The sequence below is a fragment of the Variovorax sp. RKNM96 genome (assembly GCF_017161115.1).
GTDB lineage: Bacteria > Pseudomonadota > Gammaproteobacteria > Burkholderiales > Burkholderiaceae_C > Variovorax.
The window spans coordinates 4,334,632-4,361,430 of record NZ_CP046508.1 but is presented as its reverse complement, the minus strand read 5'-3'; the positions used below and the strand labels follow the sequence as shown (position 1 = coordinate 4,361,430).

General features: G+C 65.7%; 19 protein-coding genes. 13 read left to right on the top strand and 6 right to left on the bottom strand.

The annotated features are described in order from the left end of the window. Nucleotides 1–48: 48 nt before the first annotated feature. Both GNX71_RS20050 and GNX71_RS20045 read right to left on the bottom strand, forming a co-directional pair. Complete coding sequence (locus GNX71_RS20050; RefSeq protein WP_012747279.1) at nt 49–681, bottom strand: response regulator transcription factor; 633 nt, start codon at nt 679–681, stop codon at nt 49–51. Continuing rightward, nucleotides 678–3,218, bottom strand: coding sequence for a PAS domain S-box protein (locus tag GNX71_RS20045; protein WP_206173932.1), 2,541 nt, complete (start codon nt 3,216–3,218; stop codon nt 678–680). The genes GNX71_RS20050 and GNX71_RS20045 overlap by 4 nt, the downstream gene beginning before the upstream one ends. Before the next feature lie 216 nt (nt 3,219–3,434). Between GNX71_RS20045 and aceE the strand changes: the two genes are divergently transcribed. Genes aceE through lpdA (GNX71_RS20025) form a run of 4 tightly spaced genes read left to right on the top strand, consistent with a single transcriptional unit; the run spans nt 3,435 to nt 10,306 of the window. Next, the gene (gene aceE, locus GNX71_RS20040; RefSeq protein WP_206173931.1) at nt 3,435–6,161 is read left to right on the top strand and encodes a pyruvate dehydrogenase (acetyl-transferring), homodimeric type; all 2,727 of its coding nucleotides are present in this window, start codon (nt 3,435–3,437) and stop codon (nt 6,159–6,161) included. A 49-nt stretch (nt 6,162–6,210) separates the two neighbouring features. Continuing rightward, on the top strand, nt 6,211–7,890 hold the full coding sequence (aceF, locus tag GNX71_RS20035; protein WP_206173930.1) for a dihydrolipoyllysine-residue acetyltransferase: 1,680 nt from the start codon (nt 6,211–6,213) through the stop codon (nt 7,888–7,890). After that, nucleotides 7,887–8,480 carry an MFS transporter gene (locus GNX71_RS20030; protein ID WP_206173929.1) on the top strand — a complete coding sequence of 198 codons (594 nt, stop codon included), beginning with the start codon at nt 7,887–7,889 and terminating at the stop codon, nt 8,478–8,480. The genes aceF and GNX71_RS20030 overlap by 4 nt, the downstream gene beginning before the upstream one ends. Further along, entirely contained in the window at nt 8,477–10,306 is a 1,830-nt protein-coding gene (gene lpdA / locus GNX71_RS20025) for a dihydrolipoyl dehydrogenase (protein ID WP_206173928.1), read from the top strand. Before GNX71_RS20030 ends, lpdA (GNX71_RS20025) begins: the two co-directional genes overlap by 4 nt. 84 nt (nt 10,307–10,390) lie before the next feature. On the opposite strand, the gene GNX71_RS20020 is transcribed toward lpdA (GNX71_RS20025), so the two are convergent. Next, a complete protein-coding gene (locus tag GNX71_RS20020) occupies nt 10,391–10,975 on the bottom strand; it encodes a C40 family peptidase (protein WP_206173927.1) in 585 nt (194 codons plus the stop codon). Between the two features lie 241 nt (nt 10,976–11,216). On the opposite strand from GNX71_RS20020, the gene GNX71_RS20015 reads away from it, so the two are divergent. Then, nucleotides 11,217–12,347: a PQQ-dependent sugar dehydrogenase gene (locus GNX71_RS20015; protein WP_206173926.1), complete on the top strand. Its 1,131-nt coding sequence runs from the start codon at nt 11,217–11,219 to the stop codon at nt 12,345–12,347. 9 nt (nt 12,348–12,356) lie between these two features. Here GNX71_RS20015 and GNX71_RS20010 read toward each other — a convergent pair whose 3' ends face one another. Next, a complete protein-coding gene (locus GNX71_RS20010) occupies nt 12,357–13,127 on the bottom strand; it encodes an alpha/beta hydrolase (protein ID WP_206173925.1) in 771 nt (256 codons plus the stop codon). A 10-nt stretch (nt 13,128–13,137) separates the two neighbouring features. Beyond that, nucleotides 13,138–14,757 (bottom strand): 4-hydroxyphenylacetate 3-hydroxylase N-terminal domain-containing protein, encoded by a 1,620-nt coding sequence (locus GNX71_RS20005; protein WP_206173924.1) that lies wholly within the window; start codon nt 14,755–14,757, stop codon nt 13,138–13,140. A gap of 112 nt (nt 14,758–14,869) precedes the next feature. Between GNX71_RS20005 and GNX71_RS20000 the strand changes: the two genes are divergently transcribed. The 8 genes from GNX71_RS20000 (at nt 14,870) to GNX71_RS19965 (ending at nt 25,958) form a co-directional block, all read left to right on the top strand. Next, complete coding sequence (locus tag GNX71_RS20000) at nt 14,870–15,574, top strand: TetR/AcrR family transcriptional regulator (protein ID WP_206173923.1); 705 nt, start codon at nt 14,870–14,872, stop codon at nt 15,572–15,574. Between the two features lie 12 nt (nt 15,575–15,586). Next, nucleotides 15,587–16,189 carry an isochorismatase family protein gene (locus GNX71_RS19995; protein WP_206173922.1) on the top strand — a complete coding sequence of 201 codons (603 nt, stop codon included), beginning with the start codon at nt 15,587–15,589 and terminating at the stop codon, nt 16,187–16,189. Nucleotides 16,190–16,271: 82 nt separating this feature from the next. Next, on the top strand, nt 16,272–18,239 hold the full coding sequence (locus GNX71_RS19990) for a propionate--CoA ligase (protein WP_277401900.1): 1,968 nt from the start codon (nt 16,272–16,274) through the stop codon (nt 18,237–18,239). 179 nt (nt 18,240–18,418) lie between these two features. Then, entirely contained in the window at nt 18,419–21,295 is a 2,877-nt protein-coding gene (locus GNX71_RS19985) for a 2-oxoglutarate dehydrogenase E1 component (RefSeq protein ID WP_206173920.1), read from the top strand. Nucleotides 21,296–21,349: 54 nt separating this feature from the next. Continuing rightward, nucleotides 21,350–22,612 (top strand): 2-oxoglutarate dehydrogenase complex dihydrolipoyllysine-residue succinyltransferase, encoded by a 1,263-nt coding sequence (odhB, locus tag GNX71_RS19980; protein WP_206173919.1) that lies wholly within the window; start codon nt 21,350–21,352, stop codon nt 22,610–22,612. 143 nt (nt 22,613–22,755) lie between these two features. Next, nucleotides 22,756–24,183: a dihydrolipoyl dehydrogenase gene (gene lpdA / locus GNX71_RS19975; protein WP_206173918.1), complete on the top strand. Its 1,428-nt coding sequence runs from the start codon at nt 22,756–22,758 to the stop codon at nt 24,181–24,183. A 12-nt stretch (nt 24,184–24,195) separates the two neighbouring features. Continuing rightward, entirely contained in the window at nt 24,196–25,296 is a 1,101-nt protein-coding gene (gene zapE / locus GNX71_RS19970; protein ID WP_206173917.1) for a cell division protein ZapE, read from the top strand. Continuing rightward, nucleotides 25,293–25,958 carry a hypothetical protein gene (locus GNX71_RS19965; RefSeq protein ID WP_206173916.1) on the top strand — a complete coding sequence of 222 codons (666 nt, stop codon included), beginning with the start codon at nt 25,293–25,295 and terminating at the stop codon, nt 25,956–25,958. The genes zapE and GNX71_RS19965 overlap by 4 nt, the downstream gene beginning before the upstream one ends. Nucleotides 25,959–25,969: 11 nt before the next feature. Here the strand turns inward: GNX71_RS19965 and GNX71_RS19960 are convergent, their stop codons facing one another. Then, nucleotides 25,970–26,761 carry a protein phosphatase 2C domain-containing protein gene (locus GNX71_RS19960; protein WP_206173915.1) on the bottom strand — a complete coding sequence of 264 codons (792 nt, stop codon included), beginning with the start codon at nt 26,759–26,761 and terminating at the stop codon, nt 25,970–25,972. Nucleotides 26,762–26,799: the final 38 nt, after the last annotated feature.

Below are 26,799 nucleotides of genomic sequence, written 5' to 3'. Positions count from 1 at the left end.
CGCTTGCGCAGGCGTGGGGAGCATTCATCGCTATCGGAGGGACAGCTTCTAGGCTTTGGCAGCCGGTGCCGCCTGTCCGAGCGCGATCTTCAGCAGATCGGCCACGGTGTTGGCGTTGAGCTTTTCCATGATGTTGGCGCGGTGCGCCTCCACCGTCTTGATGCTGATGCCCAGGTCGTCGGCGATCTGCTTGTTCAGGCGGCCGGCGACGATGCGCTCGAGCACCTGCGCCTCGCGGCCGGTGAGCTTGGACAGCAGCGCGTCGCGGCTGGCCGATTGCTGGTGCTGGGTGAAGGCGCCGCGCGCATGTTCGAGCATGCGCTCGACCAGCGTGACGAGTTCTTCGTCGTTGAAGGGCTTCTGGATGAAATCCATGGCGCCCTTCTTCATGCTGTCGACCGCCATCGGCACGTCGCCGTGGCCGGTGATGACCACGATCGGCAGCGGGGAGCGCCGCTCGATCAGTCGATCCTGCAATTCAAGGCCGGTCATGCCGGCCATGCGGATGTCGACGATCAAACAGGCGACTTCGCGCGGGTCGTATCGGGAGAGAAAGGATTCGGCGGAATCGAAACAGCGGACTCTGTAGTCCTTGCCTTCGAGCAGCCATTGCAGCGAATCGCGTACGGCTTCGTCATCGTCGACGACGTAGACCGTGCCCTTCTTCGGAATCAAACTCATGCAGGTACCTTTGCCTCGTCGCTAGCTACGGAACTGATAGCGTCCAACACCGGAATCCAGAAGGAAAAACGGCATCCGATCACATCCGGGCCATTGTAGATGTTCTCCGCCTGCATCCGGCCGCGGTGCGACTCGACGATGGTGCGGCACAAATTGAGCCCGATGCCCATGCCTTCGGGCTTGGTCGAGAAGAAGGCTTCGTAGAGCCGGTCCATCACCTCGGGCGAGAGGCCCTTGCCCGTGTCCTGCACCGAGAACTCGATGGCGTTCTGTCCCTCGATCGTCTTGGGCAGCACGCGCAACTCGACGCTGCGGCGCGCGAGCGGCCGGTCGGCGAGGTCGATGGATTCGGCCGCGTTCTTGAGCAGGTTGACCATCACCTGCTCGATCAGGATCGGGTCGACCCGCACCACCGGCAGCCGCGCGGCCACGTAGTGGTTCAGGCGCACGTTGCGGCGGCGCAGCTCGATGCCCGCGAGTTCGACGGCTTCGCTCACCATGGTGGCGACATCGGCGGGCGTGCGATTCGGTTCGCTGCGCTTCACGAAGGAGCGGATGCGCTGGATGATCTGGCCCGCGCGCTGGGCCTGCTTGGACGTCTTCTCCAGCGCCGCGAGCAGCGCCTCGGTGTCGATCGTCTGGCCCTTGATGCGCGACATCATCCCGTTGCAGTAGTTGGTGATGGCGGTCAGCGGCTGGTTGAGTTCGTGCGCCACGCTCGATGCCATTTCACCCATCGTGATGAGACGGCTCGCGGCCTGTGCCTTGTCGGCCTGCGCGGCGGCTTGCTCTTCGGCGTCGCGGCGCGGCGTGATGTCGGTGGCAATCACGAGCTGCGCGAGGCGGCCGTCGACCCACGTCAGGTAGCGCGAGCGCACTTCGAGCCATTTGCCCAGATGGGGCACGAAGATTTCGTTGTTCGCGGCTTGCGCGGCAGTGAGCGTGTCGATAGGGAGGCCGGCATAGGGGTCCACATCGTCCAGGCCTTCGTCATGCGCGTTCGACGCCGGCACGCCGGCCTGCGCCACCATGCCGAGATGGCCCACGGTGTCGGAGCCGAACCAGAGGCGGTACAGCTTGTTCGCGAACAGCAGCTCCTCGCTGCCGATGGGCGCGACCGACACCGCGGCGTCGAGCGCTTCGAGCACCGTGGTGAAGCGTTCGTAAGACGCCGACAGCTGCTCGCGGATGCGCGTGGGCTCGGTGATGTCGGTCATCGACGTCATCCAGCCGGTCTGGTGACCGCGCGCGTCGATCAGCGGAGAAACGTACAGCCGCGCGTTGAACACGCTGCCGTTCTTGCGCTTCACGCGGACCTGGAAACCGCCGGGCAGGGCGCGGCCGTGCAGTTCTTCTTCGAGCCGCTCGTTCATCACTTCGCGGTCGGATTCCAGCCAGTAGGGGAAGGGTGGCGACTGGCCGACCAGCTCGGCTTCGCTCCAGCCGGTCATCGCGCAGAACGCGGCGTTCACATAGGTGATGCGGCCTTGCAGGTCGAGCACGCGCATGCCGGTCAGCATGGAGTTTTCCATTGCGCGGCGGAAGTTGGTTTCTGCAACCAGCCGCTGCTGCGCCTGCAGGCGCCGGCGCGTGTGGCGCCAGGTGCCGATCAGCATCCAGCTCGTGAGCACGCTGAGTGCGCAGACCAGCCAGAAGAGTCCGTTGCCCACCACACCCTGCGAGGTGCGATAGGCCTGTGCGCGCAGGATCAGCGCATTGCCGACGGGCGACACCGGCACTTCGTATTCGTTGGTCCGCTCCGACCACGGCAGCAGCCGCGTGCCGCTGTCCTTCAGGTTGGTCGTGTTGCCGGCGATGACATTGCCCTTGGCGTCGAGCAGCGAGACCGCGTAGCGCGCCTGCACCTCGGAGGGCATGCCGTAGCGCAGCAGCCCGTCGACCGAGAACTCGCCGAGCACGACGCCCGCGAACAGGCCCTGGTCGAAAAGGGGGATGTGCAGTTGCAGCATCGCAGCCGGATCGCCGCCAGCCACCGGCTGCGAATACACCGGCTGGCGCAACTCGCGCGCCAGCGCGTAGTTGCTCTCGATGTCGCCCGGCCGCAGCACGTCGCCGATCAGGTGCTGCTGCGCGGGGTGCACGCTGGGCGCCGCATAGCCGGCCTTGAAGCGGCGGCGGTCGTCGATCCAGGTGATGGTCTGCAGCTCCGGGAACTGGCTCACGAGCGATTCGGCGCGGCTTGTGAACTCGGTGGGATCGATCTCGCGGTTGGAGGCATCGCGCGCGATGCGCATCAGCTGCTCCTGGCGCTCCAGCAGGCGAAGGCGCATGCGCTGTTGCGCGTATTCGACGTCGCGGCGCACCGACTCCTGCTCGCGCTCCACCTCCTCGGTGCGCAGGTACCAGAAAGCCGAAACGATGGCGGCAAGGAACAGCAGCACCGCCGCCATCGGCGCGAGCATGGCGACCGCGTCCTGCAGCACCGGCGTTTGCCGGCGCCACCAGCGGCGCCACCAGGAAAGTGGCGAGGCGTTCACGGCACTGCGGGCAACCGCCAGCGGGGAAGAAAAAGGCATCGCGCGAGTTTAAGGGGCGCCCCTTGGGAAACATCGGAAAAGCGCCAGTGTCATTGATCCCGTCGCGGTCGGGTCCTGTCGGTGAAATTCACAAAAATATCACATTAAGAAATCATCACGCGCCATTTGAAATTTGAAAGTTTCTATGCGAAACTCGCCCGCGTTTATTGCAGAGCGCACTAAATTACAGCCACAGCCCTAAAAGGAGAGACAAGCATGTCGGCAAATCCCGAGAACCTGTTCGGCTCGGCCGCAAACGATGCGGACGCCCAGGAGACCCGTGAATGGATGGATGCACTGTCTTCCGTCATCCAGAGCGAGGGTCCCGAGCGGGCCCACTTCCTTCTCGAGCAACTGCTCGAACATGCCCGGCAGCACAGCATCGACAAGCCGTTCTCTGCCAACACCGCCTACGTCAACACCATCGAGCCCGATCAGGAAGAGCGTTGTCCCGGCAACCTCGAGATCGAGGAGCGCCTGCGCGCCTACATGCGCTGGAACGCGATGGCGATGGTGGTCAAGGCCAACCGCCATCACCCCGCCGAAGGCGGCGACCTGGGCGGCCACATCGGCTCCTTCGCCTCGCTGGCAAACATGTTTGGCGCCGGCTTCAACCACTTCTGGCACGCCGAGAGCGAAAACCACGGCGGTGACTGCCTCTACATCCAGGGCCACGTCTCCCCCGGCATCTATGCCCGCGCCTACCTCGAAGGCCGCCTGACCGAAGAGCAACTGCTCAACTTCCGCCAGGAAGTGGACGGCAAGGGCCTCTCCAGCTACCCGCATCCCAAGCTGATGCCCCAGTTCTGGCAGTTCCCCACGGTGTCGATGGGCCTCGGCCCGCTGATGGCGATCTACCAGGCGCGCTTCCTCAAGTACCTGCATGCCCGCGGCATTGCCAACACCGAGAACCGCAAGGTCTGGGTGTTCTGCGGCGACGGCGAAATGGACGAAGTCGAATCGATGGGCGCCATCGGCCTCGCAGCGCGCGAAGGCCTGGACAACCTCGTCTTCGTCATCAACTGCAACCTGCAGCGCCTGGATGGCCCGGTGCGCGGCAACGGCAAGATCATCCAGGAGCTCGAAGGCGAATTCCGCGGCTCGGGCTGGAACGTCATCAAGCTGATCTGGGGCAGCGGCTGGGACCAGCTGATCGCACGCGACAAGGAAGGTGCGCTGCGCAAGATCATGATGGAGACGAACGACGGCGATTACCAGTCGTTCAAGGCCAACGACGGCGCCTACGTGCGCAAGCACTTCTTCGGCCGCGACCCGCGCACGCTGGAGATGGTCGCCAAGATGAGCGACGACGACATCTGGCAACTGCGCCGCGGCGGCCACGACTCGCAGAAGGTCTATGCGGCCTTCGACGCAGCCGTCAAGCACAAGGGCCAGCCCACGGTGCTCCTGATCAAGACGGTCAAGGGCTTCGGCATGGGCAAGATCGGCGAGGGCAAGAACAACGTCCACCAGACCAAGAAGCTCAGCGACGAGGACATCATGGCCTTCCGCGACCGCTTCAACATCCCCATCCCGGACAGCCAGATCGCCGACCTGCCGTTCTACAAGCCGGCCGACGACACCCCGGAAATGAAGTACCTGCATGAGCGCCGCAAGGCCCTCGGCGGCTACCTGCCGCACCGCCGCACCAAGGCCGACGAGAGCTTCACGGTGCCCTCGCTGGAGACCTTCAAGTCGGTGATGGAGCCCACGGCCGAAGGCCGCGAGATCTCGACGACGCAGGCCTACGTGCGCTTCCTCACGCAGCTCCTGCGCGACAAGGCGCTCGGCCCGCGCGTGGTGCCCATCCTGGTGGACGAGGCCCGCACCTTCGGCATGGAAGGGCTGTTCCGCCAGATCGGCATCTACAACCCCGCAGGCCAGCAGTACACCCCGGTCGATAAAGACCAGGTCATGTACTACAAGGAAGACAAGGCCGGCCAGATCCTGCAGGAAGGCATCAACGAAGCCGGCGGCATGTCCAGCTGGATCGCCGCGGCCACCTCGTACAGCACGAACAACCGCATCATGGTGCCGTTCTACGTGTACTACTCGATGTTCGGCTTCCAGCGCATCGGCGACCTGGCCTGGGCCGCCGGCGACATGCAGGCGCGCGGCTTCCTGCTGGGCGGCACCTCGGGGCGCACCACGCTCAACGGCGAAGGCCTGCAGCACGAAGACGGTCACAGCCACATCCTGGCCAACACCATCCCGAACTGCGTGAGCTACGACCCGACCTTCGCGCACGAAGTGGGCGTGATCCTGCACCATGGCCTCAAGCGCATGGTCGAGAAGCAGGACAACGTCTATTACTACCTGACGCTGCTGAACGAGAACTACGCGATGCCCGGCCTTCAGCCCGGCACCGAAGAGCAGATCATCAAGGGCATGTACCTGTCCAAGCAGGGCCCGGTGGTCAAGGCGGCCAAGGGCAAGGAAGCGCCGACCGTGCAACTGCTGGGCAGCGGCACCATCCTGCGCGAGAGCTTCGCGGCACAGGAACTGCTCGAGAAGGACTGGGGCGTGTCGGCTTCCGTGTGGAGCTGCCCGAGCTTCAACGAGCTCACCCGCGACGGCCAGGACGCCGACCGCTGGAACCTCCTGCACCCCGACCAGAGCCCGCGCGTGCCCTTCGTGGCAGAGCAGCTCGCGCCCACGACCGGCCCGGTGGTGGCATCGACCGACTACATGAAGGCCTATGCGGAACAGATCCGCCCCTTCATCCCGAAGGGCCGCACCTACAAGGTGCTGGGCACCGACGGCTTCGGCCGCAGCGACTTCCGCAACAAGCTGCGCGAACACTTCGAGATCAATCGTCACTACATCGTGGTGGCCGCGCTCAAGGCGCTGAGCGAAGATGGCACCGTGCCGGTGGCCAAGGTGGTGGAAGCGATCAAGAAGTACGGCATCAATGTCGACAAGGTCAACCCGCTCTACGCTTGAACATCAACAACCAACGAACGAACGGCGCCTTACGGCGGGAGACAACGATATGGCAGCAGTGGAAGTGAAGGTGCCGGACATCGGCGATTTCGATGAAGTCGCGGTGATCGAGGTGCTGGTGAAGGTGGGCGACACGGTCAAGGCCGAGCAGTCGCTCATCACTGTGGAATCGGACAAGGCGTCGATGGAGATCCCTTCGTCGACGGCCGGTGTGGTCAAGGAAATCAAGGTCGAGGTCGGCGGCAAGGTGAAGGAGGGCTCCGTGGTGCTCGTGCTGGAAGCCGAAGGTGCTGCCGCAGCACCGGCCCCCGCGCCTGCAGCGGCCCCGGCGCCTGCGGCTGCCGCTCCGGCGCCCGCTGCAGCAGCGCCCGCCCCGGCTGCCGCACCCGCAGCAGCCTCCGGTCCGGTCGAGATCAAGGTGCCGGACATCGGCGACTTCAAGGACGTCGCGGTCATCGAGCTGCTGGTGAAACCCGGCGACACGATCGCGGCCGACCAGTCGCTGATCACGGTGGAGTCGGACAAGGCCTCGATGGAAATTCCGTCGTCGGCTGCCGGTGTGCTGAAGGAACTCAAGGTCAAGGTCGGCGACACGGTCAACATCGGTGACCTGATCGCGATCCTGGAAGGTTCGGCAACTGCCGCGGCGCCCGCGCCGGCACAAGCTGCTGCAGCCGCCCCGGCCGCGGCAACCGCCAGCGCCCCCGCGCCGGCCGCTGCTTCGCCGGCCCCGGCCGCAAGCCCTGCAGCCGCCGCTGCACCGCACGACCCCACCACGGCCCCCAGCGCCAACCTGCCGCACGCTTCGCCCTCGGTGCGCAAGTTCGCTCGCGAACTCGGCGTGCCGCTCGAAGAGGTCAAGGGCTCCGGTCCCAAGGGCCGGATCACGCAGGAAGACGTCCAGGGCTTCACCAAGGCCGTGATGAGCGGCCAGGCCAGCACCAAGGCCTCGGCGGCCAAGGCGCCTGCCGGCGGCGGCAGCGCCGACGGTGCGGCACTGGGCCTCATTCCGTGGCCCAAGGTCGACTTCACCAAGTTCGGTGCGGTCGAGCGCAAGGACCTCTCGCGCATCAAGAAGCTCAGCGGCGCGAACCTGCATCGCAACTGGGTGATGATTCCGCACGTCACCAACAACGACGAAGCCGACATCACCGAGCTCGAGGCTTTCCGCGTCTCCACCAACAAGGAGAACGAGAAGTCGGGCATCAAGGTCACGATGCTGGCCTTCGTGATCAAGGCGGTGGTCGCGGCGCTGAAGAAATTCCCCGACTTCAACGCCAGCCTGGACGGCGACCAGCTCGTCTACAAGCAGTACTTCAACATCGGCTTCGCGGCGGACACGCCCAACGGGCTCGTGGTGCCGGTGCTGAAAGATGCCGACAAGAAGGGCATCCTGCAGATCAGCGCCGAGATGGGCGAGCTGGCCAAGAAGGCGCGCGACGGCAAGCTCGGTTCGGCCGACATGCAGGGCGGGTGCTTCTCGATCAGTTCGCTCGGCGGCATCGGCGGCACGCATTTCACGCCCATCATCAACGCCCCCGAAGTGGCCATCCTCGGCCTTTCCAAGGGCCAGATGAAGCCGGTGTGGGACGGCAAGCAGTTCGTGCCGCGCCTGACGCTGCCGCTGTCGCTGTCGTACGACCACCGCGTGATCGACGGGGCCCTGGCTGCGCGCTTCAACGCCTACCTGGGCCAGGTGCTCGCGGACTACCGTCGAATCCTGCTATGACCACGGTAGTGGCCGTCCGCAAGGGCGGCCAGGTCACGATGGCAGCCGACTCTCTGGTGACCTTCGGCGACACGCGCCTGTCGCACAAGGCCGAAGCGAACCAGAAGATCTTCACCGTCGAGGACGCGGCGGGCACCAGCCTGTTCGCCATGGCCGGCGCCGCGGCGCACTTCCTGGTGCTGCAGCACGCGCTGGCCGCGCAGGAGCGCGAGAAGCTCCTGTTCGGCAGCAAGCACGAGATCTTCCGCACCTTCACGATGCTGCATCCGGTGCTCAAGGACTCGTTCTTCATGCAGACCAAGGAAGACGAGCACGAGCCCTACGAGTCGAGCCAGTTCACGATGCTGATGGCCAACCAGAGCGGCATCTACGGCATCTACAGCTACCGCGAGGTGTTCGAGTTCAAGCAGTTCTGGGCCATCGGTTCGGGACGCAGCTTTGCGCTCGGCGCCATGCACGCGGCCTATGACATCAAGTCGCGCACCTCGCGCGACGTGGCGGAGGCGGGGATCGCCGCCGCCTGCGAATTCGATCGAAATTCGGCCCCACCGGTCGACGTTCTCACACTCAAACTGAAAGTGTCCAAATGAGCGAACAACAAATCAAGGTGCCCGACATCGGCGACTTCGACGAAGTCGCGGTGATCGAGGTGCTGGTCAATGTCGGAGACACGGTCAAGGCCGAGCAGTCGCTGATCACGGTCGAATCGGACAAGGCCTCGATGGAGATTCCGTCGTCGGCGGCCGGCGTGGTGAAGGCTGTCGCCGTGAAGGTGGGTGACAAGGTCAAGCAGGGCTCGGTCGTATTGACGCTCGAGGTGGACGGCGCTGCGGCGGCTGCTCCGGCAGCAGCCGCGCCAGCGCCTGCTGCAGCGGCGCCTGCACCCAAGGCAGCTGCCCCTGCACCGGCGCCCGCCGCCGCACCCGTCGCTTCCACCTACGGCGGCAAGGTCGATGTCGAGTGCGACGTGATCGTGCTCGGCGCCGGCCCCGGCGGCTACTCGGCGGCGTTCCGCGCGGCCGACCTGGGCCTGAAGGTCGTGCTGATCGAACGCTACGCCACGCTCGGCGGCGTGTGCCTGAACGTCGGCTGCATTCCCTCGAAGGCGCTGCTGCACGTGGCTTCCGTCATGGATGAAGTGAAGCATTTCGCCGACCTGGGCGTGAGCTTCGCCGCGCCCACGGTCGACCGCGCCAAGCTGCTCGGCCACAAGAACAAGGTGGTGGGCAAGCTCACCGGCGGCCTCACGGCCATGGCCAAGATGCGCAAGGTGACGGTGCTGCGCGGCGTGGGCAACTTCATCGATCCATACCACCTGGAAGTCGAAGAGACCTCCGGCACGAGCTGGGACACCACCGGCAAGAAGCAGACCGTCAAGTTCCGCAACGCGATCATCGCGGCCGGCTCGCAGTCGGTCAGCCTGCCGTTCATGCCCAAGGGCGATCCGCGCATCGTGGATTCCACCGGCGCCCTCGAAATGGGCACCGACCCCAAGCGCATGCTCGTGCTGGGCGGCGGCATCATCGGCCTCGAGATGGGCACGGTGTATTCCACGCTCGGCGCGCGCCTCGATGTGGTCGAAATGCTCGATGGCCTGATGCAGGGCGCCGACCGCGACCTGGTGAAGGTCTGGCAGAAGATGAATGCGCCGCGCTTCGACAACATCATGTTGAAGACCAAGACGGTGGGCGCCGAAGCCACGAAGGAAGGCATCAAGGTCACCTTCGAGGGCGAGAACGCGCCGAAGGAGCCGCAGGTGTACGACCTGGTGCTGCAGGCCGTGGGCCGCAGCCCCAACGGCAAGAAGATCGGCGCCGAGAAGGCCGGCGTCACGGTGAGCGACCGCGGCTTCATTCCGGTCGACATCCAGATGCGCACGAATGTGCCCCACATCTTCGCCATCGGCGACATCGTGGGCCAGCCCATGCTGGCGCACAAGGCGGTGCACGAGGCGCATGTGGCGGCCGAGGTGATCGCCGGCGAGCAGAAGGGCGACAAGGAGCTTTCCAGCGCCGCCTTCAACGCCCGCGTGATCCCCAGCGTGGCCTACACCGACCCTGAGGTGGCGTGGGTCGGCCTCACGGAAGACCAGGCCAAGGCCGAAGGCATCAAGGTCAAGAAGGGCCACTTCCCATGGACCGCTTCGGGCCGCGCCATCGCCAACGGCCGCGACGAGGGCTTCACCAAGCTGCTGTTCGATGCCGAGACGCACCGCATCCTGGGCGGCGGCATCGTCGGCACGCATGCGGGCGACATGATCGGAGAGATCGCGCTGGCCATCGAGATGGGCGCTGACGAGATCGACATCGGCAAGACCATCCACCCGCACCCGACGCTGGGCGAAAGCATCGGCATGGCGGCGGAAGTGGCGCACGGTACGTGTACCGACCTGCCGCCGGTGAAGAAGGCGGCCTGATAGAGAGGCGCTGCCGAGCGCCCATAAAAAAATCCCGCCACGGCGGGATTTTTTTCGTCCTGACCCCGAAGGATCGGAAAGAGATCAGTCGCCGGTACGGGCGGTGGCCGCTGCGGCCTTGATCTCTTCGGTCGGTGCTGCGCCGCCGAGCACGCGGCGGGCACCGTCGAAGCGGCGTTGCCAGTAGCTGCCGTTCATGTCTTCGACACGAACCTGGGCACCCGAGCGGGGGGAATGGATGAACTTGCCTTCGCCGACGTAGATGCCGACATGGCTGAAGGCGCGGCGCATAGTGTTGAAGAACACGAGGTCGCCGGGCTTGAGCTGGCTGCGGTCGATCTTCTCGGTGGCGGCGGCTTGCTCTTCGGCGCGGCGGGGGAGCATGTGGCCGACGGTCTGGTTGTACATCGCGCGGACGAAGCCGCTGCAATCGAAACCGGACTCTGCCGTGTTGCCGCCGCGGCGGTAGGGGACTCCGAGGAAGCCGACGGCGGTGAGCACCAGGTCGGAGGTTCGTTCGGCGACGGTTTGACGGACCTGCTGCAATTGCCCGATCAGACCTTTGTCTGCGAGCAAGCGGGCCATCTCGTCATCGGTACGGTCCTGTTGAGGGGCTGCGTGGGCAGCGAGGGCAAACAGGAGGGACGCGGGTAGGACGAAAAAACGCATGGCGCGTAGGATATTGATGACGCGCGGTTATGTCAATTTAATCTGAATTAGCGAATGTGTCTGCAAATCGTTGATTTGCTTGATGTTTTTCGATCCGGCCGAAGAAAAAATGTAACGGTCGACCTTTATGGCCCATAAGTGATTCGTTTCGAATGGGCCTCCGCCGCCGGGGTGAACTGTCGGAAGGGCTGGGTGCTGGCGCTATTTCCCGCCAAGATGGCTTCAATTACCCGGAAAAGACATGAACTTTCGATTTAAGGCTCTTATTCGCCTTTTGCGCCGCACCGCCGTGGTCACTGGCTTGGGTTTTTACGGCTTCGCCCTGGCGCAGGCGCGGCCTGAAACGGTGGCATCCGGCCTCGAGGACCCTTGGGGCGTCAGTTTTCTGCCGGGTGGCCGCTTCGTCGTGACCGAGCGCCCCGGGCGCCTGAGGTTGATCGGCGGAGACGGCAAGATCGGCGCGCCCATCGCAGGCTTGCCTGCCATCGCGGCGGGTGGCCAAGGTGGTTTGCTCGACGTGCTGGCCGACTCTGGCTTCGAGAAAAACCGCACGCTGTACTTCTGCTTCTCCGAGCCCGAGGCCAGCGGTTCCGGCAACAGCACCGCGCTGGCGAGCACGCAGTTGTCGGCCGATGGCGCGCGGCTGGAGAACCTGAAGATCATCTTCAGCCAGAAACCCAAGGTGGCGAGCCGCGCGCACTTCGGCTGCCGCATCGTCGAGGCGCGCGATGGCACGCTGTTTCTCACGCTGGGCGACCGCTTCAGCCGCAAGGAAGATGCGCAGAAGCTCGACAACCACCTGGGCAAGGTGGTGCGCGTCAACAAGGATGGTTCGGTGCCGAAGGACAACCCCTTCGCCGGCAAGGCGGGCGCGCTGCCCGAGATCTGGAGCTACGGCCATCGCAACGGGCAGGGCGCCACGCTCGCACCCGACGGCCGGTTCTGGATGACCGAGCACGGCCCGCAGGGCGGCGACGAAATCAACATCCCGCAGGCCGGCCGCAATTACGGCTGGCCGGTGATCACCTATGGTGAGAACTACGGCGGCGGGAAGATCGGCGACGGCATCACCGCCAAGGACGGCATGGAGCAGCCGTTGCACTATTGGGTACCGTCGATCGCGACATCAGGCATGGCGTTCCTGACGAGCGACCGCTACGGCGCCGCCTGGAAGGGCAACCTCTTCGTGGGCTCGCTGAAGTTCGGCTACCTCGACCGCATCGAACTGAAGGACGGCAAGGTGGTCGCCGAGCACAAATTGCTGGCCGACGGCCGGGCACGCATCCGCGACGTGAAGCAGGGGCCGGACGGTCTGCTCTATGTGCTGACCGACGAGGCCGACGGCAAGTTGCTGCGCCTGCGCCCGAACTGAAGGCTCGCCTCAGCCGGGGCAGCCCGGCAGCGGCAGAGTCGGCAGCATGCGGCGCCAGAGCCGCGTCCACTCGGGCCAGTCGTGGCCGCCTTCCGTAGTGAACACGCGATCCGCGGGCAATGCGGCCGCCAGCAGCCGGTGGCTGAAGGCAAAGCGGTCGTCGACCGCATAGCCGAGATAGAGCGGCGGCCTTGCGCCGAAGGTGGCGGTGGCGCCGACGTAGCCGCGCAGCCATTGCCAGAGCTGGGTTTCGTTCGGCGTGCGCGGGGCGCTGCCCGGGGGATCGCTCAATGGGCCGGTCCAGCGGGCGATGCCGCCGGCATTGGCAATGTCGGTGCTGAGTCCGCGCTCGCCGAGATAGGGCGCCAGGGTGACGAGCCCTGCGAGTTCACCGGGATGGGTCTGCGCATAGAGCAGCCCACCGAAACCGCCGACCGAGATGCCGACGATCCAGATCGCCTTGTAGCCCTGGCTGCGCGCGGGGGCCATCACGTCCTGGCTCAGGCGGTCGAGGATGGTCTTGCTGTTGTAGTAGCCAAGATGGGCGTCGACCCGCATCACGTCCACCGCGAGCCTGTTGTCGTTCAGGGCGCTGACGAAGCCTTCGCGCACGAACTCGTCGGGATGCGAGTACGCGCCGGGCAGCATCACGATCAGCGTGTCGGCATTTGCTGTGCAGGTGCTTTTCTCGAGCGTGGTCTCCAGCGGGGCCTTGGCCGTGCGCAGGCCGCCGCAGCCGGTGGCCAGGAGGGCCGCACAAAGCGCCGAAAGAATTCGCATCCGCCGGAGTCTAGGCGCGCAGAGAGATCGGCAGGTCGACCATCACCGGCTGGCCGGGCGTGGTGCAACCGGTGTCGCAGCATTTGCCGGGCTGCCGGTTCTTCGTGATGGCACGTGCCGGATCGTGCGGCGCGGCGGCCGGCGATCCGTCCACCGCGATGCCGCGCTCCAGGATGCGTTCGACCAGCTCGACCTTGGAGCCGACTGGGTAGTTGCGCCAGATCTCCTGCTTCATCGCTGCCGGCGAGCCGCCGCCGTGCAGGCTGATCACGCTGTACCAGCCGCCCTGGTAGCCCGCGGTCAGGTCTTCGATGAAGCGGGCCGTTTCGATGCGCTGCTCGTAGGGAATCGCCGGGTTGGCGCGCAGCACGTCCGACAGGCGGGCGGCGGTCTCGGGGTTGTGGTCTTCGTCGGGGCCGGGCAGGGTGACGATGAGGCCGCCGCTCACGTAGTGCGCGATACGGTGCATGTCGTAGATCTTCGTGGCGAGCAGCAGCTTGCCGATGTTGCTGAACACGGGGTCGGGCATGAAGACTTCGCAATGCTCGTCGGCCTTGCCATAGACGCTGGCTGCCACACCGCAGGCGAAGAAGCTCTCGGTGATGGTGATGAGCTCGACCATCTGCTCGCGCAGGTGACTTTCCTTGCCCGGGTCGAAGCCGTTGGCTTCGCACATCAAGGCGCCGGCGCCGATCAGCAGGTCGCCGAAGCCGGCACGGGCGCCGATGCAGCTGTGGCGATGGTGCGTGGCGTAGCTGTAGGTCAGGTGTCCGGAATGCTCCCATTCGCCGGCGTAGAACACGCGGTCCCACGGCACGAAGACCTTGTCGAACATGCACACGCCGGTGCTCTGCCCGTACTTGCGGCTGAAGAGGGCGTCGCCATGCTCGAGCTTTTCGCCAGGGCGGCCCGCCGGGCGCGCGACGATGGTGAGGCCGGGCGCGTCCAGCGGCACGGCGCAGCACACGGCGAAATCGGCGTCTTCGCGGCCCATGTTGCGGCATGGCATGACCAGCAGTTCGTGCACGTAGGGCGCGCCGGTCACGATGGCCTTGGTGCCCGAGATGACGATGCCGCGCGCATTGCGCTCGACCACATGCAGGTAGCTGTCGACGTTCGCCTGCTCGTGCGGTCGGCGGCTGCGGTCGCCCTTGGCGTCGGTCATGGCGACGCCGAGGGTCAGATCCTGGTCTTGCACGCGGTGCAGGTACTCGTGGAAGCGGGCCGTGTGCTCGGTGCTGCCGCGGGCGTCATCGATGCGGGCCGACACCTGCGCGATGGCGTTGAGCGCGTCGTGCGTCAGGTAGCGCTGGGCGCAGCCGGTTTCCTGGCAGACCAGCCGCACGGCCTCGAGCTTGTTGAGCAGGTCGCCCGAGCCGGTGTTGACGTGCGAGAGCCGGTTCACCCGCTTGCCGCTGGTGTGCTGCACGGCGGTCATCAGGGGCTCGTACTGGGTCTTCAGGGCGTAGTCGTAGGTGAGGGCGATGGCATTGATGCCGGGCTGGAAGGCGGCTTCGTCGGCCACGCTGTCGACGCGGCGGCCATCGACGAACACGTTGGGGCTGTAGCGGCGCAGCGACTCGCGGTAGTCGGCGCCGGACATGAGGGTGGCGGGGAGCGGGGCGTTCATCGTTTGTCTCCGGATTTTTGATCGTTGGCACAAATATTTGAACATTGTTCATTTTTTATATCAATGTTAAAAAATATGAACTAGGGCACAACCGAGGCTTATAGTGCTGCCCATGCACGCCAAGCTCCAACGCCGCCAGACCCTCACCGACGCCCGCCGTGCCCTGGTGCTCGACGCCGCCCGCACGGTGTTCTCGGAAGCGGGCATCGAGGGCGCGAGCATCCGCGAGATCGCGAAAAAAGCCGGCTACACGCCGGGCGCCATCTATTCGTACTTCGAGAGCAAGGAGGCGATCTACGCCGCGCTGCTCGACGAATCGCTGCTGCGCCTGCAGGCCGCGGTGGCCGAGGCGAAGGTGTCCAAATCCCGGCCCGAAAAGACCTTGGCTGCCAAGGCGCAGGCCTGGTTCGACTTCTACGCGGCGAACCCGCGCGACCTGGACCTCGGCTTCTATCTGGTCCACGGCATGCGGCCCCGGGGCCTGACCAGCGAGCTGGACCACGAACTCAACGATCGCCTCTACGACGCCCTGCGCCCCTGCGAAGACGCGCTGCTGGCCATGGGTCTCGACGCTGCCCTCGCGCTGCAGGAAAACACGGCCCTCTTCGCCCACGGCGTCGGCCTCTTGCTGATGCAGCACACCGGCCGCATCCGCATGTTCCGGCAGTCGGCCGATGCGCTGTTCAAGACCTATCTGGCGCAGCTGACGCAGCGTTCCGCCACCCCGTCCGCGAACGAAGATGCCGGCGAGCCGGCCCGCGTGGGCCAACCCGATCTTTTCGGTGGTACGGTTCAGCCCCATTCATCCGATACCTGAAAGACCCCGTTCATGCTGCTCGACGCCTCGCTCTCCCAACTCGTTCTGGTCGACTACCAGGCGCGGCTGATGCCGGCGATCTTCGAGAGCGAATCGGTCGCGCAGAACGCGGTGCGCCTGGGCAAGCTGGCGCGGCTGTTCGAGGTGCCGGTGTTCGGCACCGAGCACAACCCCTCCAAGCTGGGCGAGAACATGGCCGACATCCGCGCGCTGTGCCAGCGCACCCTGCCGAAGATGCATTTCAGCGGCGTGGAAGAGGGCCTGGGCGAATGGCTGCGCGTGCCGGCGAAGGCGCCGCAGGGCAATGCCCGCAGCCTGCCCAAGCACCTGCAGAAGCCTGCAGCCGCGGCCGAGGAGCGCAACACCATCGTGATCGCCGGCTGCGAAGCCCATGTCTGCCTGCTGCAGACCGCGCTTGACCTGCTGGAAGACGAGTTCGAGGTCTGGGTGGTCACCGACGCCTGCGGCTCGCGCACCGAGCGCAACCGCGACGCCGCCTTCGACCGGCTGGCCGGCGCCGGCGCCGAGCTCGTGACGACCGAGATGGTCGCCTTCGAGTGGCTGCGCACCGCGGAACACCCCGCATTTCCTGAAGTGCTCGCGCTGGTCCGATAACCGGATCGCGGCCTGCCGGGCAGGGCGCGGCCGGATTGTTCCGGCCGTCAGCTTGCTGCAAGATCGGTCTCCATAATTATGAATTCAGTTTTGGCGAAGCTGCCGAGACCGGACGAATAACAGGAGACAAATCCAGATGAGCCGCTACGAAGAGTTCTATCGCCAGTCCGTCAACGCGCCCGAGGCCTTCTGGGCCGAGCAGGCCAAGCTGATCGACTGGCAGACCCCCGCAGAGCAGATCCTCGATGCCAGCCAGCCGCCGTTCGCGCGCTGGTTCGTGGGCGGCACGACCAACCTGTGCCACAACGCGGTCGACCGGCACTTGGCCGCGCGCGGCGACCAGCCGGCGCTGATCTTCGTTTCCACCGAAACCGGCGTCGAGAAGAGCTACAGCTTCCACGAACTGCACGCCGAGGTGCAGCGCACCGCCGCCAGCCTGGTCGAACTGGGCGTGGGGAAGGGCGATCGCGTACTGATCTATATGCCGATGATTCCCGAGGCCGCCTTCGCAATGCTGGCCTGCGCGCGCATCGGCGCGATCCACTGCGTGGTGTTCGGCGGCTTCGCGAGCGGCTCGCTGGCCACGCGCATCGAGGACGCCGAGCCCAAGGTCGTCGTGAGCGCCGACGCGGGCTCGCGCGGCGGCAAGGTCATCGCGTACAAGCCGCTGCTCGACGAGGCGATCCGGCTGTCGAAGTACAAGCCGGCTGCGGTGCTGCTCACTGATCGCGGCCTCGCGCCCATGGACCTGACCGCCGGCCGCGACCACCTGGCCAGCGAACTGCGCCAGAAGCACATCGATGCGCAAGTGCCCTGCACGTGGCTGGCCTCGACCGACATCAGCTACACCATCTACACGAGCGGTACCACCGGCAAGCCCAAAGGCGTGCAGCGCGACGTGGGCGGCTACGCCGTGGCGCTGGCCGCGAGCATGAAGCACATCTTCGACGGCCGGCCCGGCGAAACGTATTTCTCCACCAGCGACATCGGCTGGGTCGTGGGCCACAGCTACATCGTCTACGGCCCGCTGATCGCCGGCATGGCGACGATCATGTACGAGGGCCTCCCCACCCAGGGCATCGACCAGCAGCCCGACGGCGGCATCTGGTGGCGCCTGGTCGAGAAGTACAAGGTGACGGTGATGTTCAGCGCGCCCACCGCGGTGCGCGTGCTCAAGAAGCAGGACCCGGCGCTGCTGAAGAAATACGACCTCTCGACCCTGCGCGCGCTGTTCCTTGCGGGCGAGCCGCTCGACGAGCCGACGGCGCGATGGATCAGCGAAGGCCTGGGTGTGCCGATCATCGACAACTACTGGCAGACCGAATCGGGCTGGCCGATGATCACCATCGCCAATGGCGTGGAGGCCAAGCCGAGCAAGTTCGGCAGCCCGGGCATCCCGATGTATGGCTACCGCATCAAGATCCTGCATGAATCGACCGGCGAGGAACTGACAGCGCCGAACGAAAAGGGCGTCGTGGTGGTCGAGGGTCCGACGCCGCCCGGCTTCATGCAGACCGTGTGGAAGGACGACGCGCGCTTCGTGAACACCTATTGGAAGAGCGTGCCCGGCAAGATGGTCTATTCGACCTTCGACTGGGGCATCCGCGACGCGGACGGCTACTTCTACATCCTCGGGCGCACCGACGACGTGATCAATGTCGCGGGCCACCGCCTGGGCACGCGCGAGATCGAGGAAAGCATCTCGGGCCACGCCAACGTGGCCGAGGTCGCAGTGGTCGGCGTGGCGGACGCGCTCAAGGGGCAGGTGGCGATGGCCTTCGTCGTCCCGAAGGACGGCCGCGCCGTGACCGACGCGGACGCGGCCCTCAAGCTCGAGGGCGAGATCATGAAAGTGGTGGCCGACCAGCTCGGTGCCCTGGCGCGGCCTGCCCGCGTGCGCTTCGTCTCGGGCTTGCCCAAGACCCGCAGCGGCAAATTGCTGCGCCGCGCCATCCAGGCGGTGTGCGAGCAGCGCGACCCGGGCGACCTGACCACCATCGACGACCCGGCCACGCTGCAGCAGATCAAACAGTTACTCAATCAGGGCTGACATCTCTCCGATGGGGGTTGCAGACCCCCATGGAGCCGTAATATGGTTGACGTGGCACAATGCCAAGGTACTCAGGCCCTTCCCCAGCCACAGTCGCATCCGCCAATCGGTTCAGCCGTGTCGCGGAAGGTTTCTTAACCAGCTAGTGCTTCCTTCAGGGAAGCGAAGGTCAGCGGATCATGAGCGATTCCTCTACGCCCACGGCGTACACCGCCTATCAAGGCAACACCTACCTCTTCGGCGGCAATGCCCCCTATGTCGAAGAGATGTACGAAAACTACCTCTCCAACCCCGGCAGCGTTCCCGACAACTGGCGTTCGTACTTCGACGCCCTGCAGAACGTTCCCGCGGCCGACGGCACCAACACCCGCGACGTCCCGCACCTGCCGGTCATCAACGCTTTCGCCGAACGCGCGAAGCAGGGCACGACCAAGGTGGTGCAGGCCAGCGGCGCCGACTCCGAACTCGGCCGCAAGCGCACCTCCGTCCAGCAGCTGATCGCCGCCTACCGCAACGTCGGCGCACGCTGGGCCGACCTCGACCCCCTCAAGCGCGCCGAGCGCCCGGCCATTCCGGAACTCGAGCCCTCGTTCTACGGCTTCACCGATGCCGACCTCGAGACGGTGTTCAACACCAGCAACACCTTCTTCGGCAAGGAGACCATGTCGCTGCGCGACCTGCTCAACGCCTTGCGCGAAACGTACTGCGGCACGATGGGTGCCGAGTACATGTACACCACCGACCAGAACCACAAGCGCTGGTGGCAACAGAAGCTCGAAAGCGCCCGCACCAACCCGAAGCTGAGCGCCGAGCAGAAGAAGCATGTGCTGAACCGCCTCACGGCCGCCGAAGGCCTCGAGCGCTTCCTGCACACCAAGTACGTCGGCCAGAAGCGCTTCTCGCTCGAAGGCGGCGAGAGCTTCATCGTCTCGATGGACGAACTGATCACCCAGGCCGGCGCCAAGGGCGTGCAGGAAATCGTGATCGGCATGGCCCACCGCGGCCGCCTGAACGTGCTGGTCAATTCGCTGGGCAAGATGCCGGCCGACCTGTTCGCCGAGTTCGACCACACCGCCCCCGAAGACCTGCCCAGCGGCGACGTGAAGTACCACCAGGGCTTCAGCTCGGACGTGACCACCCCCGGCGGCCCGGTGCACCTGAGCCTCGCGTTCAATCCCTCGCACCTTGAAATCGTGAACCCCGTGGTCGAAGGCTCGGTGCGCGCCCGCATGGACCGCCGCGCCGACCCGCTGGGCAAGCAGGTGCTGCCCGTCATCGTGCACGGCGACGCCGCCTTCGCAGGCCAGGGCGTCGTGATGGAAACGCTGGCGCTGGCCGAAACCCGTGGCTACTCCACCGGCGGCACGGTGCACATCGTCATCAACAACCAGATCGGCTTCACCACCAGCGACCCGCGCGACAGCCGCTCGACGCTGTACTGCACCGACATCGTCAAGATGGTCGATGCGCCGGTGCTGCACGTGAACGGCGACGACCCCGAAGCGGTGGTGCTCGCCACCCAGCTCGCGCTGGAGTTCCGCATGGAATTTCAGAAGGACGTGGTTGTGGACATCATCTGCTTCCGCAAGCTGGGCCACAACGAGCAGGACACCCCCTCGCTCACCCAGCCGCTCATGTACAAGAAGATCGCCCAGCACCCCGGCACGCGCAAGCTGTACGCCGACAAGCTGGCTGCGCAAGGCCTGGGCGACACGCTCGGCGACGACATGGTCAAGGCGCAGCGCGCGGCTTTCGACGAAGGCAAGAACACCGTCGATCCGGTGCTCACCAACTTCAAGAGCAAGTACGCCGTCGACTGGAGCCCGTACCTCAACAAGAAGTGGACCGACGCCGGCGACACCGCCATCCCGTCGTCCGAGTGGAAGCGCCTGGCCGAGAAGATCACCACGGTGCCGGCCGGCTTCACGGTGCATCCGCTCGTGAAGAAGGTGCTGGACGACCGCGCCGCCATGGGCCGCGGCGACGTCAACGTCGACTGGGGCATGGGCGAGCACATGGCCTTCGCCTCGCTGGTGGCCAGCGGCTACCCGGTGCGCCTGTCGGGCGAGGACTCGGGCCGCGGCACGTTCACGCACCGCCACGCCGTGCTGCACGACCAGAACCGCGAGAAGTTCGACGAAGGCACCTTCACGCCGCTGCAGAACGTGGCTGAAAACCAGGCACCGTTCGTCGTGATCGACTCGATCCTGTCGGAAGAAGCCGTGCTCGCGTTCGAATACGGCTACGCCTCGAACGACCCGAACACGCTGGTCATCTGGGAAGCCCAGTTCGGCGACTTCGTGAACGGCGCGCAGGTGGTGATCGACCAGTTCATCGCCTCGGGCGAAGTGAAGTGGGGCCGCGTCAACGGCCTGACGATGATGCTGCCGCACGGCTACGAAGGCCAGGGCCCCGAGCACAGCTCGGCACGCCTGGAGCGCTTCATGCAGCTGAGCGCCGACACCAACATGCAGGTGGTCCAGCCCACCACGGCCAGCCAGATCTTCCACGTGCTGCGTCGCCAGATGGTGCGCAACCTGCGCAAGCCCCTGATCATCATGACGCCCAAGTCGCTGCTGCGAAACAAGGACGCGACCTCGCCGCTGTCCGAGTTCACCAAGGGCAGCTTCCAGACCGTCATTCCCGACAGCAAGGGCCTGAAGGCCGAGAAGGTCAAGCGCCTGATCGCCTGCTCGGGCAAGGTCTACTACGACCTGGCCAAGAAGCGCGAGGAGCAGGGCAGCGACGACGTGGCGATCATCCGCGTGGAGCAGCTCTATCCGTTCCCGCACAAGGCCTTCGCCGCCGAGATCAAGAAGTACCCGAACCTCGCGGACGTGGTGTGGTGCCAGGACGAACCGCAGAACCAGGGCGCCTGGTTCTTCGTGCAGCACTACATCCACGAAAACATGCAGGACGGCCAGAAGCTCGGCTACTCCGGCCGTGCCGCTTCGGCATCGCCGGCGGTCGGGTACTCGCACCTGCACCAGGAACAGCAGAAGGCGCTCGTCGATGGCGCATTTGGCAAGCTCAAGGGCTTCGTGCTGACCAAGTAAAACAAGCCTCTTTTCACACGAACACCCTCAAGAAAAACACGGAGCAATCTCCAAATGTCTATCGTAGAAGTCAAAGTCCCCCAGCTTTCCGAATCCGTGGCCGAAGCCACCATGCTCACCTGGAAGAAGAAGGCCGGCGAAGCCGTCGCCGTCGATGAAATCCTGATCGAGATCGAGACCGACAAGGTCGTGCTGGAGGTGCCTGCACCCTCGGCCGGCGTGCTGGCCGAAATCGTGCAGCCCGATGGCGCCACCGTGGTGGCCGACCAGCTGATCGCCAAGATCGACACCGAAGGCAAGGCGGGCGCCGCCGCCCCGGCTGCAGCACCCGCTGCCGCCCCGGCACCGGCCGCTGCTGCTCCGGCAGCCGCTGCAGCCGCCACCGGCGGTTCGAAGTCCGACGTTGCCATGCCCGCCGCCGCCAAGCTGCTGGCCGACAACAACCTCAAGACCGGCGACGTTGCCGGCACCGGCAAGGACGGCCGCGTCACCAAGGGCGACGTGCTCGGCGCCGTGGCTTCGGGCGCCAAGCCTGCCGCTGCCGCCATTCCCGCACCGGCGGCCAAGCCCGCACTGCAGCAGGTCGCAGCACCGGTCGGTTCGTCCGACCTGGGCGAGCGTCCCGAACAGCGCGTGCCGATGAGCCGCCTGCGCGCCCGCATCGCCGAGCGCCTGATCCAGTCGCAGTCGACCAATGCGATCCTGACGACCTTCAACGAAGTGAACATGGCGCCCGTCATGGAACTGCGCAAGCGCTTCCAGGACAGCTTCACCAAGGAACACGGCGTGAAGCTCGGCTTCATGTCCTTCTTCGTGAAGGCCGCGGTGCATGCGCTCAAGAAGTACCCGGTGATCAACGCCTCGGTCGACGGCAACGACATCCTGTACCACGGCTACTTCGACATCGGCATCGCCGTCGGTTCGCCGCGCGGCCTGGTGGTGCCGATCCTGCGCAACGCCGACCAGATGAGCTTTGCCGACATCGAGAAGAAGATCGCCGAGTACGGCAAGAAGGCGCAAGACGGCAAGCTGGGCATCGAGGAGATGACTGGCGGCACGTTCTCCATCTCGAACGGCGGCACCTTCGGCTCGATGCTCTCGACGCCGATCATCAACCCGCCCCAGTCGGCGATCCTGGGCGTGCACGCCACCAAGGACCGCGCTGTGGTGGAGAACGGCCAGATCGTCATCCGCCCGATGAACTACCTGGCCATGAGCTACGACCACCGCATCATCGACGGCCGCGAAGCCGTGCTGGGCCTGGTCGCCATGAAGGAAGCGCTGGAAGACCCGTCGCGCCTGTTGTTCGACATCTGATCCACCCAGTCTTCGCGCACTTCGTGTCGCTTCGCCAACCCCCTCAAGGGGGCAACACCTGCGGCCCGGCAATGCCGGTTCCGCGGTGTTCGCGAAGGAAGCCTGATCCACGCTGCGCGATGGACAACTGAAACGGAAACCCAATGACCAAACAATTCGACGTCGTCGTCATCGGTGGCGGCCCCGGCGGCTACATTGCCGCCATTCGTGCCGCCCAACTCGGCTTCAACGTGGCCTGCATCGACGAGTGGAAGAACGCCAAGGGCGGTCCCGCACTCGGCGGCACCTGCACGAACGTGGGCTGCATTCCCTCGAAGGCGCTGCTGCAATCTTCGGAGCACTTCGAGCACGCCGGCCACGGCTTTGCGGACCACGGCATCAAGGTGTCGGGCCTCGAACTCGACATCGCCAAGATGCTGGCCCGCAAGGACCAGGTCGTGAAGCAGAACAACGACGGCATCACCTACCTGTTCAAGAAGAACAAGATCACGTCGTTCCACGGCCGTGGCTCGTTCGTGAAGGCCGCTGAAGGCGGCTACGAGATCAAGGTGGCGGGCGCCGCCGAGGAAACCATCGTCGGCAAGCACATCATCGTGGCCACGGGCTCCAACGCCCGCGCGCTGCCGGGTGCGGCCTTCGACGAAGAGAACATCCTCTCGAACGACGGCGCGCTGCGCATCGGCGCGGTGCCCAAGAAGCTCGCGCTGATCGGCTCGGGCGTGATCGGCCTCGAGATGGGCTCGGTGTGGCGCCGTCTCGGCTCGGAAGTGACGGTGCTCGAAGCGCTGCCCACGTTCCTGGGTGCGGTGGACGAGCAGATCGCCAAGGAAGCCAAGAAGGCCTTCGACAAGCAGGGCCTGAAGATCGAACTGGGCGTGAAGGTCGGCGAGATCAAGTCGGGCAAGAAGGGCGTCTCGATCGCCTGGACCAACGCCAAGGGCGAAGCCCAGGTGCTGGACGTCGACAAGCTGATCGTGTCGATCGGCCGCGTGCCCAACACCATCGGCCTGGCCGCCGACGCCGTGGGCCTGGCGCTCGACGAGCGCGGTGCCATCACCGTGGACGGCGACTGCAAGACCAACCTGCCCAACGTGTGGGCGATCGGCGACGTGGTGCGCGGCCCGATGCTGGCGCACAAGGCCGAGGAAGAGGGCGTTGCCGTGGCCGAGCGCATTGCCGGTCAGCACGGTCATGTCAACTTCAACACGATCCCGTGGGTGATCTACACGCACCCCGAGATCGCGTGGGTCGGCCAGACTGAGCAGCAGCTCAAGGCCGAAGGCCGCGCCTACAAGGCCGGCACCTTCCCGTTCCTGGCGAACGGCCGCGCGCGCGCGCTGGGCGACACGACCGGCATGGTCAAGTTCCTGGCCGACGCCGCGACCGACGAGATCCTGGGCGTGCACATGGTGGGCCCGCAGGTGAGCGAACTGATCTCCGAAGCCGTGGTGGCGATGGAGTTCAAGGCGAGCGCCGAGGACATCGCGCGCATCTGCCACGCGCACCCGTCGCTGTCGGAAGCCACGAAGGAAGCCGCCCTGGCGGTGGACAAGCGCACGCTCAACTTCTGATGCGCTGATCCCTTGGCCAGCGTCAAAGAGGCTTACGAAAAGGAACTCGCCCTGCGCGGGTTCCACAGCGATCCCGCGCAGCTGCACGCCGTGGAGGCGCTGGATCGCTGCGCGAACGAATGGGCCGAGTACAAGGCCCAGCGTTCGAATGCGCTGAAGAAGTTCATCAACCGGCCCGAGCTACCGCGCGGCGTCTACATGTACGGTGGCGTCGGGCGGGGCAAGAGCTTCCTGATGGACCTGTTCTTCAACGCGGTGCCGCTGCGCCGCAAGACGCGGCTGCACTTTCACGAATTCATGCGCGAGGTGCACCGCGAACTGCGGGAGCTCCAGGGCACGGTCAACCCGCTCGACGAACTGGGGCTGCGCATCTCCAAGCGCTACAAGCTGATCTGTTTCGACGAGTTCCACGTGGCGGACATCACCGACGCGATGATTCTTCATCGGCTGCTGGTGTCGCTGTTCGAGAACGGCGTGGGTTTCGTCACCACCTCCAATTTCAAGCCCGACGACCTGTATCCCGGTGGGCTGCATCGCGACCGCATCCTGCCTGCGATCGCGCTGCTCAACGAGAAGCTCGAAGTGCTGAGCGTGGACAACGGCACCGACTACCGGCGCCGCACGCTCGAGCAGTTGCGCATGTACCTCACGCCGAACGATGCGTCGGCCGAAAAGGAAATGCGCAAGGCCTTCGACAAGCTGGCCGAAACGGCCGACGAAAGCCCGGTGTTGCACATCGAGTCGCGCGAGATCCGCGCGCGGCGCAAGGCCGGCGGCGTGGTCTGGTTCGACTTCAAGACGCTCTGCGGCGGACCGCGCTCGCAGAACGACTACCTCGAAATCGCGAGCCAGTTCCACACGGTGCTGCTGTCCGATGTGCCGCACATGCCGGTGCGCATGGCCTCGGAAGCACGCCGTTTCACCTGGCTGGTGGACGTCTTGTACGACCGGCGCGTGAAGCTCATCATGTCGGCAGAGGTTCCGCCGGAGGCGTTGTACACCGAGGGTCCGCTGGCGCACGAGTTTCCGCGCACGGTCTCCCGGCTCACAGAAATGCAGTCGAGCGAGTTCCTCTCCCTGGAACGCCGCATCGTCGATACCCGACTCACATGAAAAAAATCGCCCTTGCCCTGCTGATGACGTTGGCCAGCCTGCCGCTCTGGGCGCAGTCGAACGCCGCGGCCGGCAATGCCAACCTCGAGGCCGAGCGCAGCCGGCTGTCCGCCGAGCGCGACGCGATCGAGGCGCGCTTCGTCCAGGAGCGGACCGCTTGCTACAAGAAGTTCGCGGTCGAGGATTGCCTGCGCGAAAGCCGTGGCAGGCGGCGCCAGGAGCTGGACAGCATCAAGCGCCAGGAAACCGCGATCAACGACATCCAGCGCCAGCGCGCCGGTGCGGCGGAACAGCAGAAGCTCGACCAGAAGGCCGCCACGCAGCGCCCGGCGGACAGCCAGGAAAAGCGCGACCAATCGGCCAAGGAGCAGAAGGACCGCGAGCAGCGCGCTGCCGACCATGCCACCAGCCGGGCAGCGACTGCGGGCGAAGCCGCCGAGCGCCAGAAGCAGTTCGACGACAAGCAGAAGGCGCATGCAGATGCCGAGGCCAAGGCCGCACAGCGCCGCGCCGAGGCGCCCGTCGAGGCCGGGCGCTTCGCAGAGAAACAGAGGAAGGCGGAAGAGCACAAGGCGAGCCGCGAGCGCCAGAACGCCAACCGCACCAAGCCGCGCGGTGCCCCGCTGCCGCCAGCGGCGTCTGCGTCATCGCCGGCGCGCTGAGGGCGCGGCGATCAGGCCGCCGTTGCGGTGGCCGTTGCCGTTGTCGGCAGCGGATCGAGCTTCAGCACGGCGATCGAGATGTTGTCGCCCGTGCCGCGGGCCCGACGACGCGCTTCGCCGACCAGGATCTCGACCGCATCGCGCGGCGGCTGCGCGTACAGCACGCTCGCGAGCTCCGCGGGGCTGAAGTAGTGCCAAAGGCCGTCGCTGCACGCCATCAGCAGGTCGCCCGTCTGCATCTTCGGGATGTAGTGCGGGGCGATGGGCGGTGGCGTCGTGGCCATGCCGAGGCAGCCGAGCAGGATGTTGCCCTGGGGATGCACATTGGCCTCGGCCTCGCTGATCTGGCCGCGATCGACCAGCGCCTGCACGTACGAATGGTCGCGCGTGCGCTTGATCAGTTGTCCGTCGCGGAAGTGATAGATGCGGGAGTCGCCCGCATGGATCCAGGCGCAGTCGCCCTTGGGGTTCATGAGGAAGGCCGCCAGCGTGCTGTGCGGCTCCTGCTCGCTCGAGATCGCGGTGAGCTTGATGACCGTGTGCGCGTCGTCGAGCAGCTGGCGCAACACGGCTTCGGGGTCGTCGCGGTCGGGGTGGTAGCGGGTGAAGAGCTGGCGCGCGGTCATCAGCACCTGGTCGGAAGCCTTGCGGCCCCCGCTGCGGCCACCCATGCCATCGGCGATGACGCCCAGGACACAGCCCGGCGTGCGCGGATGGCTCATCATCAACACCTGGTCCTGTTGATAGGGGCGGTCTCCCTTGTGGAGTCCGGTGGCGGCGGCAAGTCGAAAGCCTTGGGTCATGAGCACATGTGCGCCAAAGGCGCGCTTCCTGTCTTCTC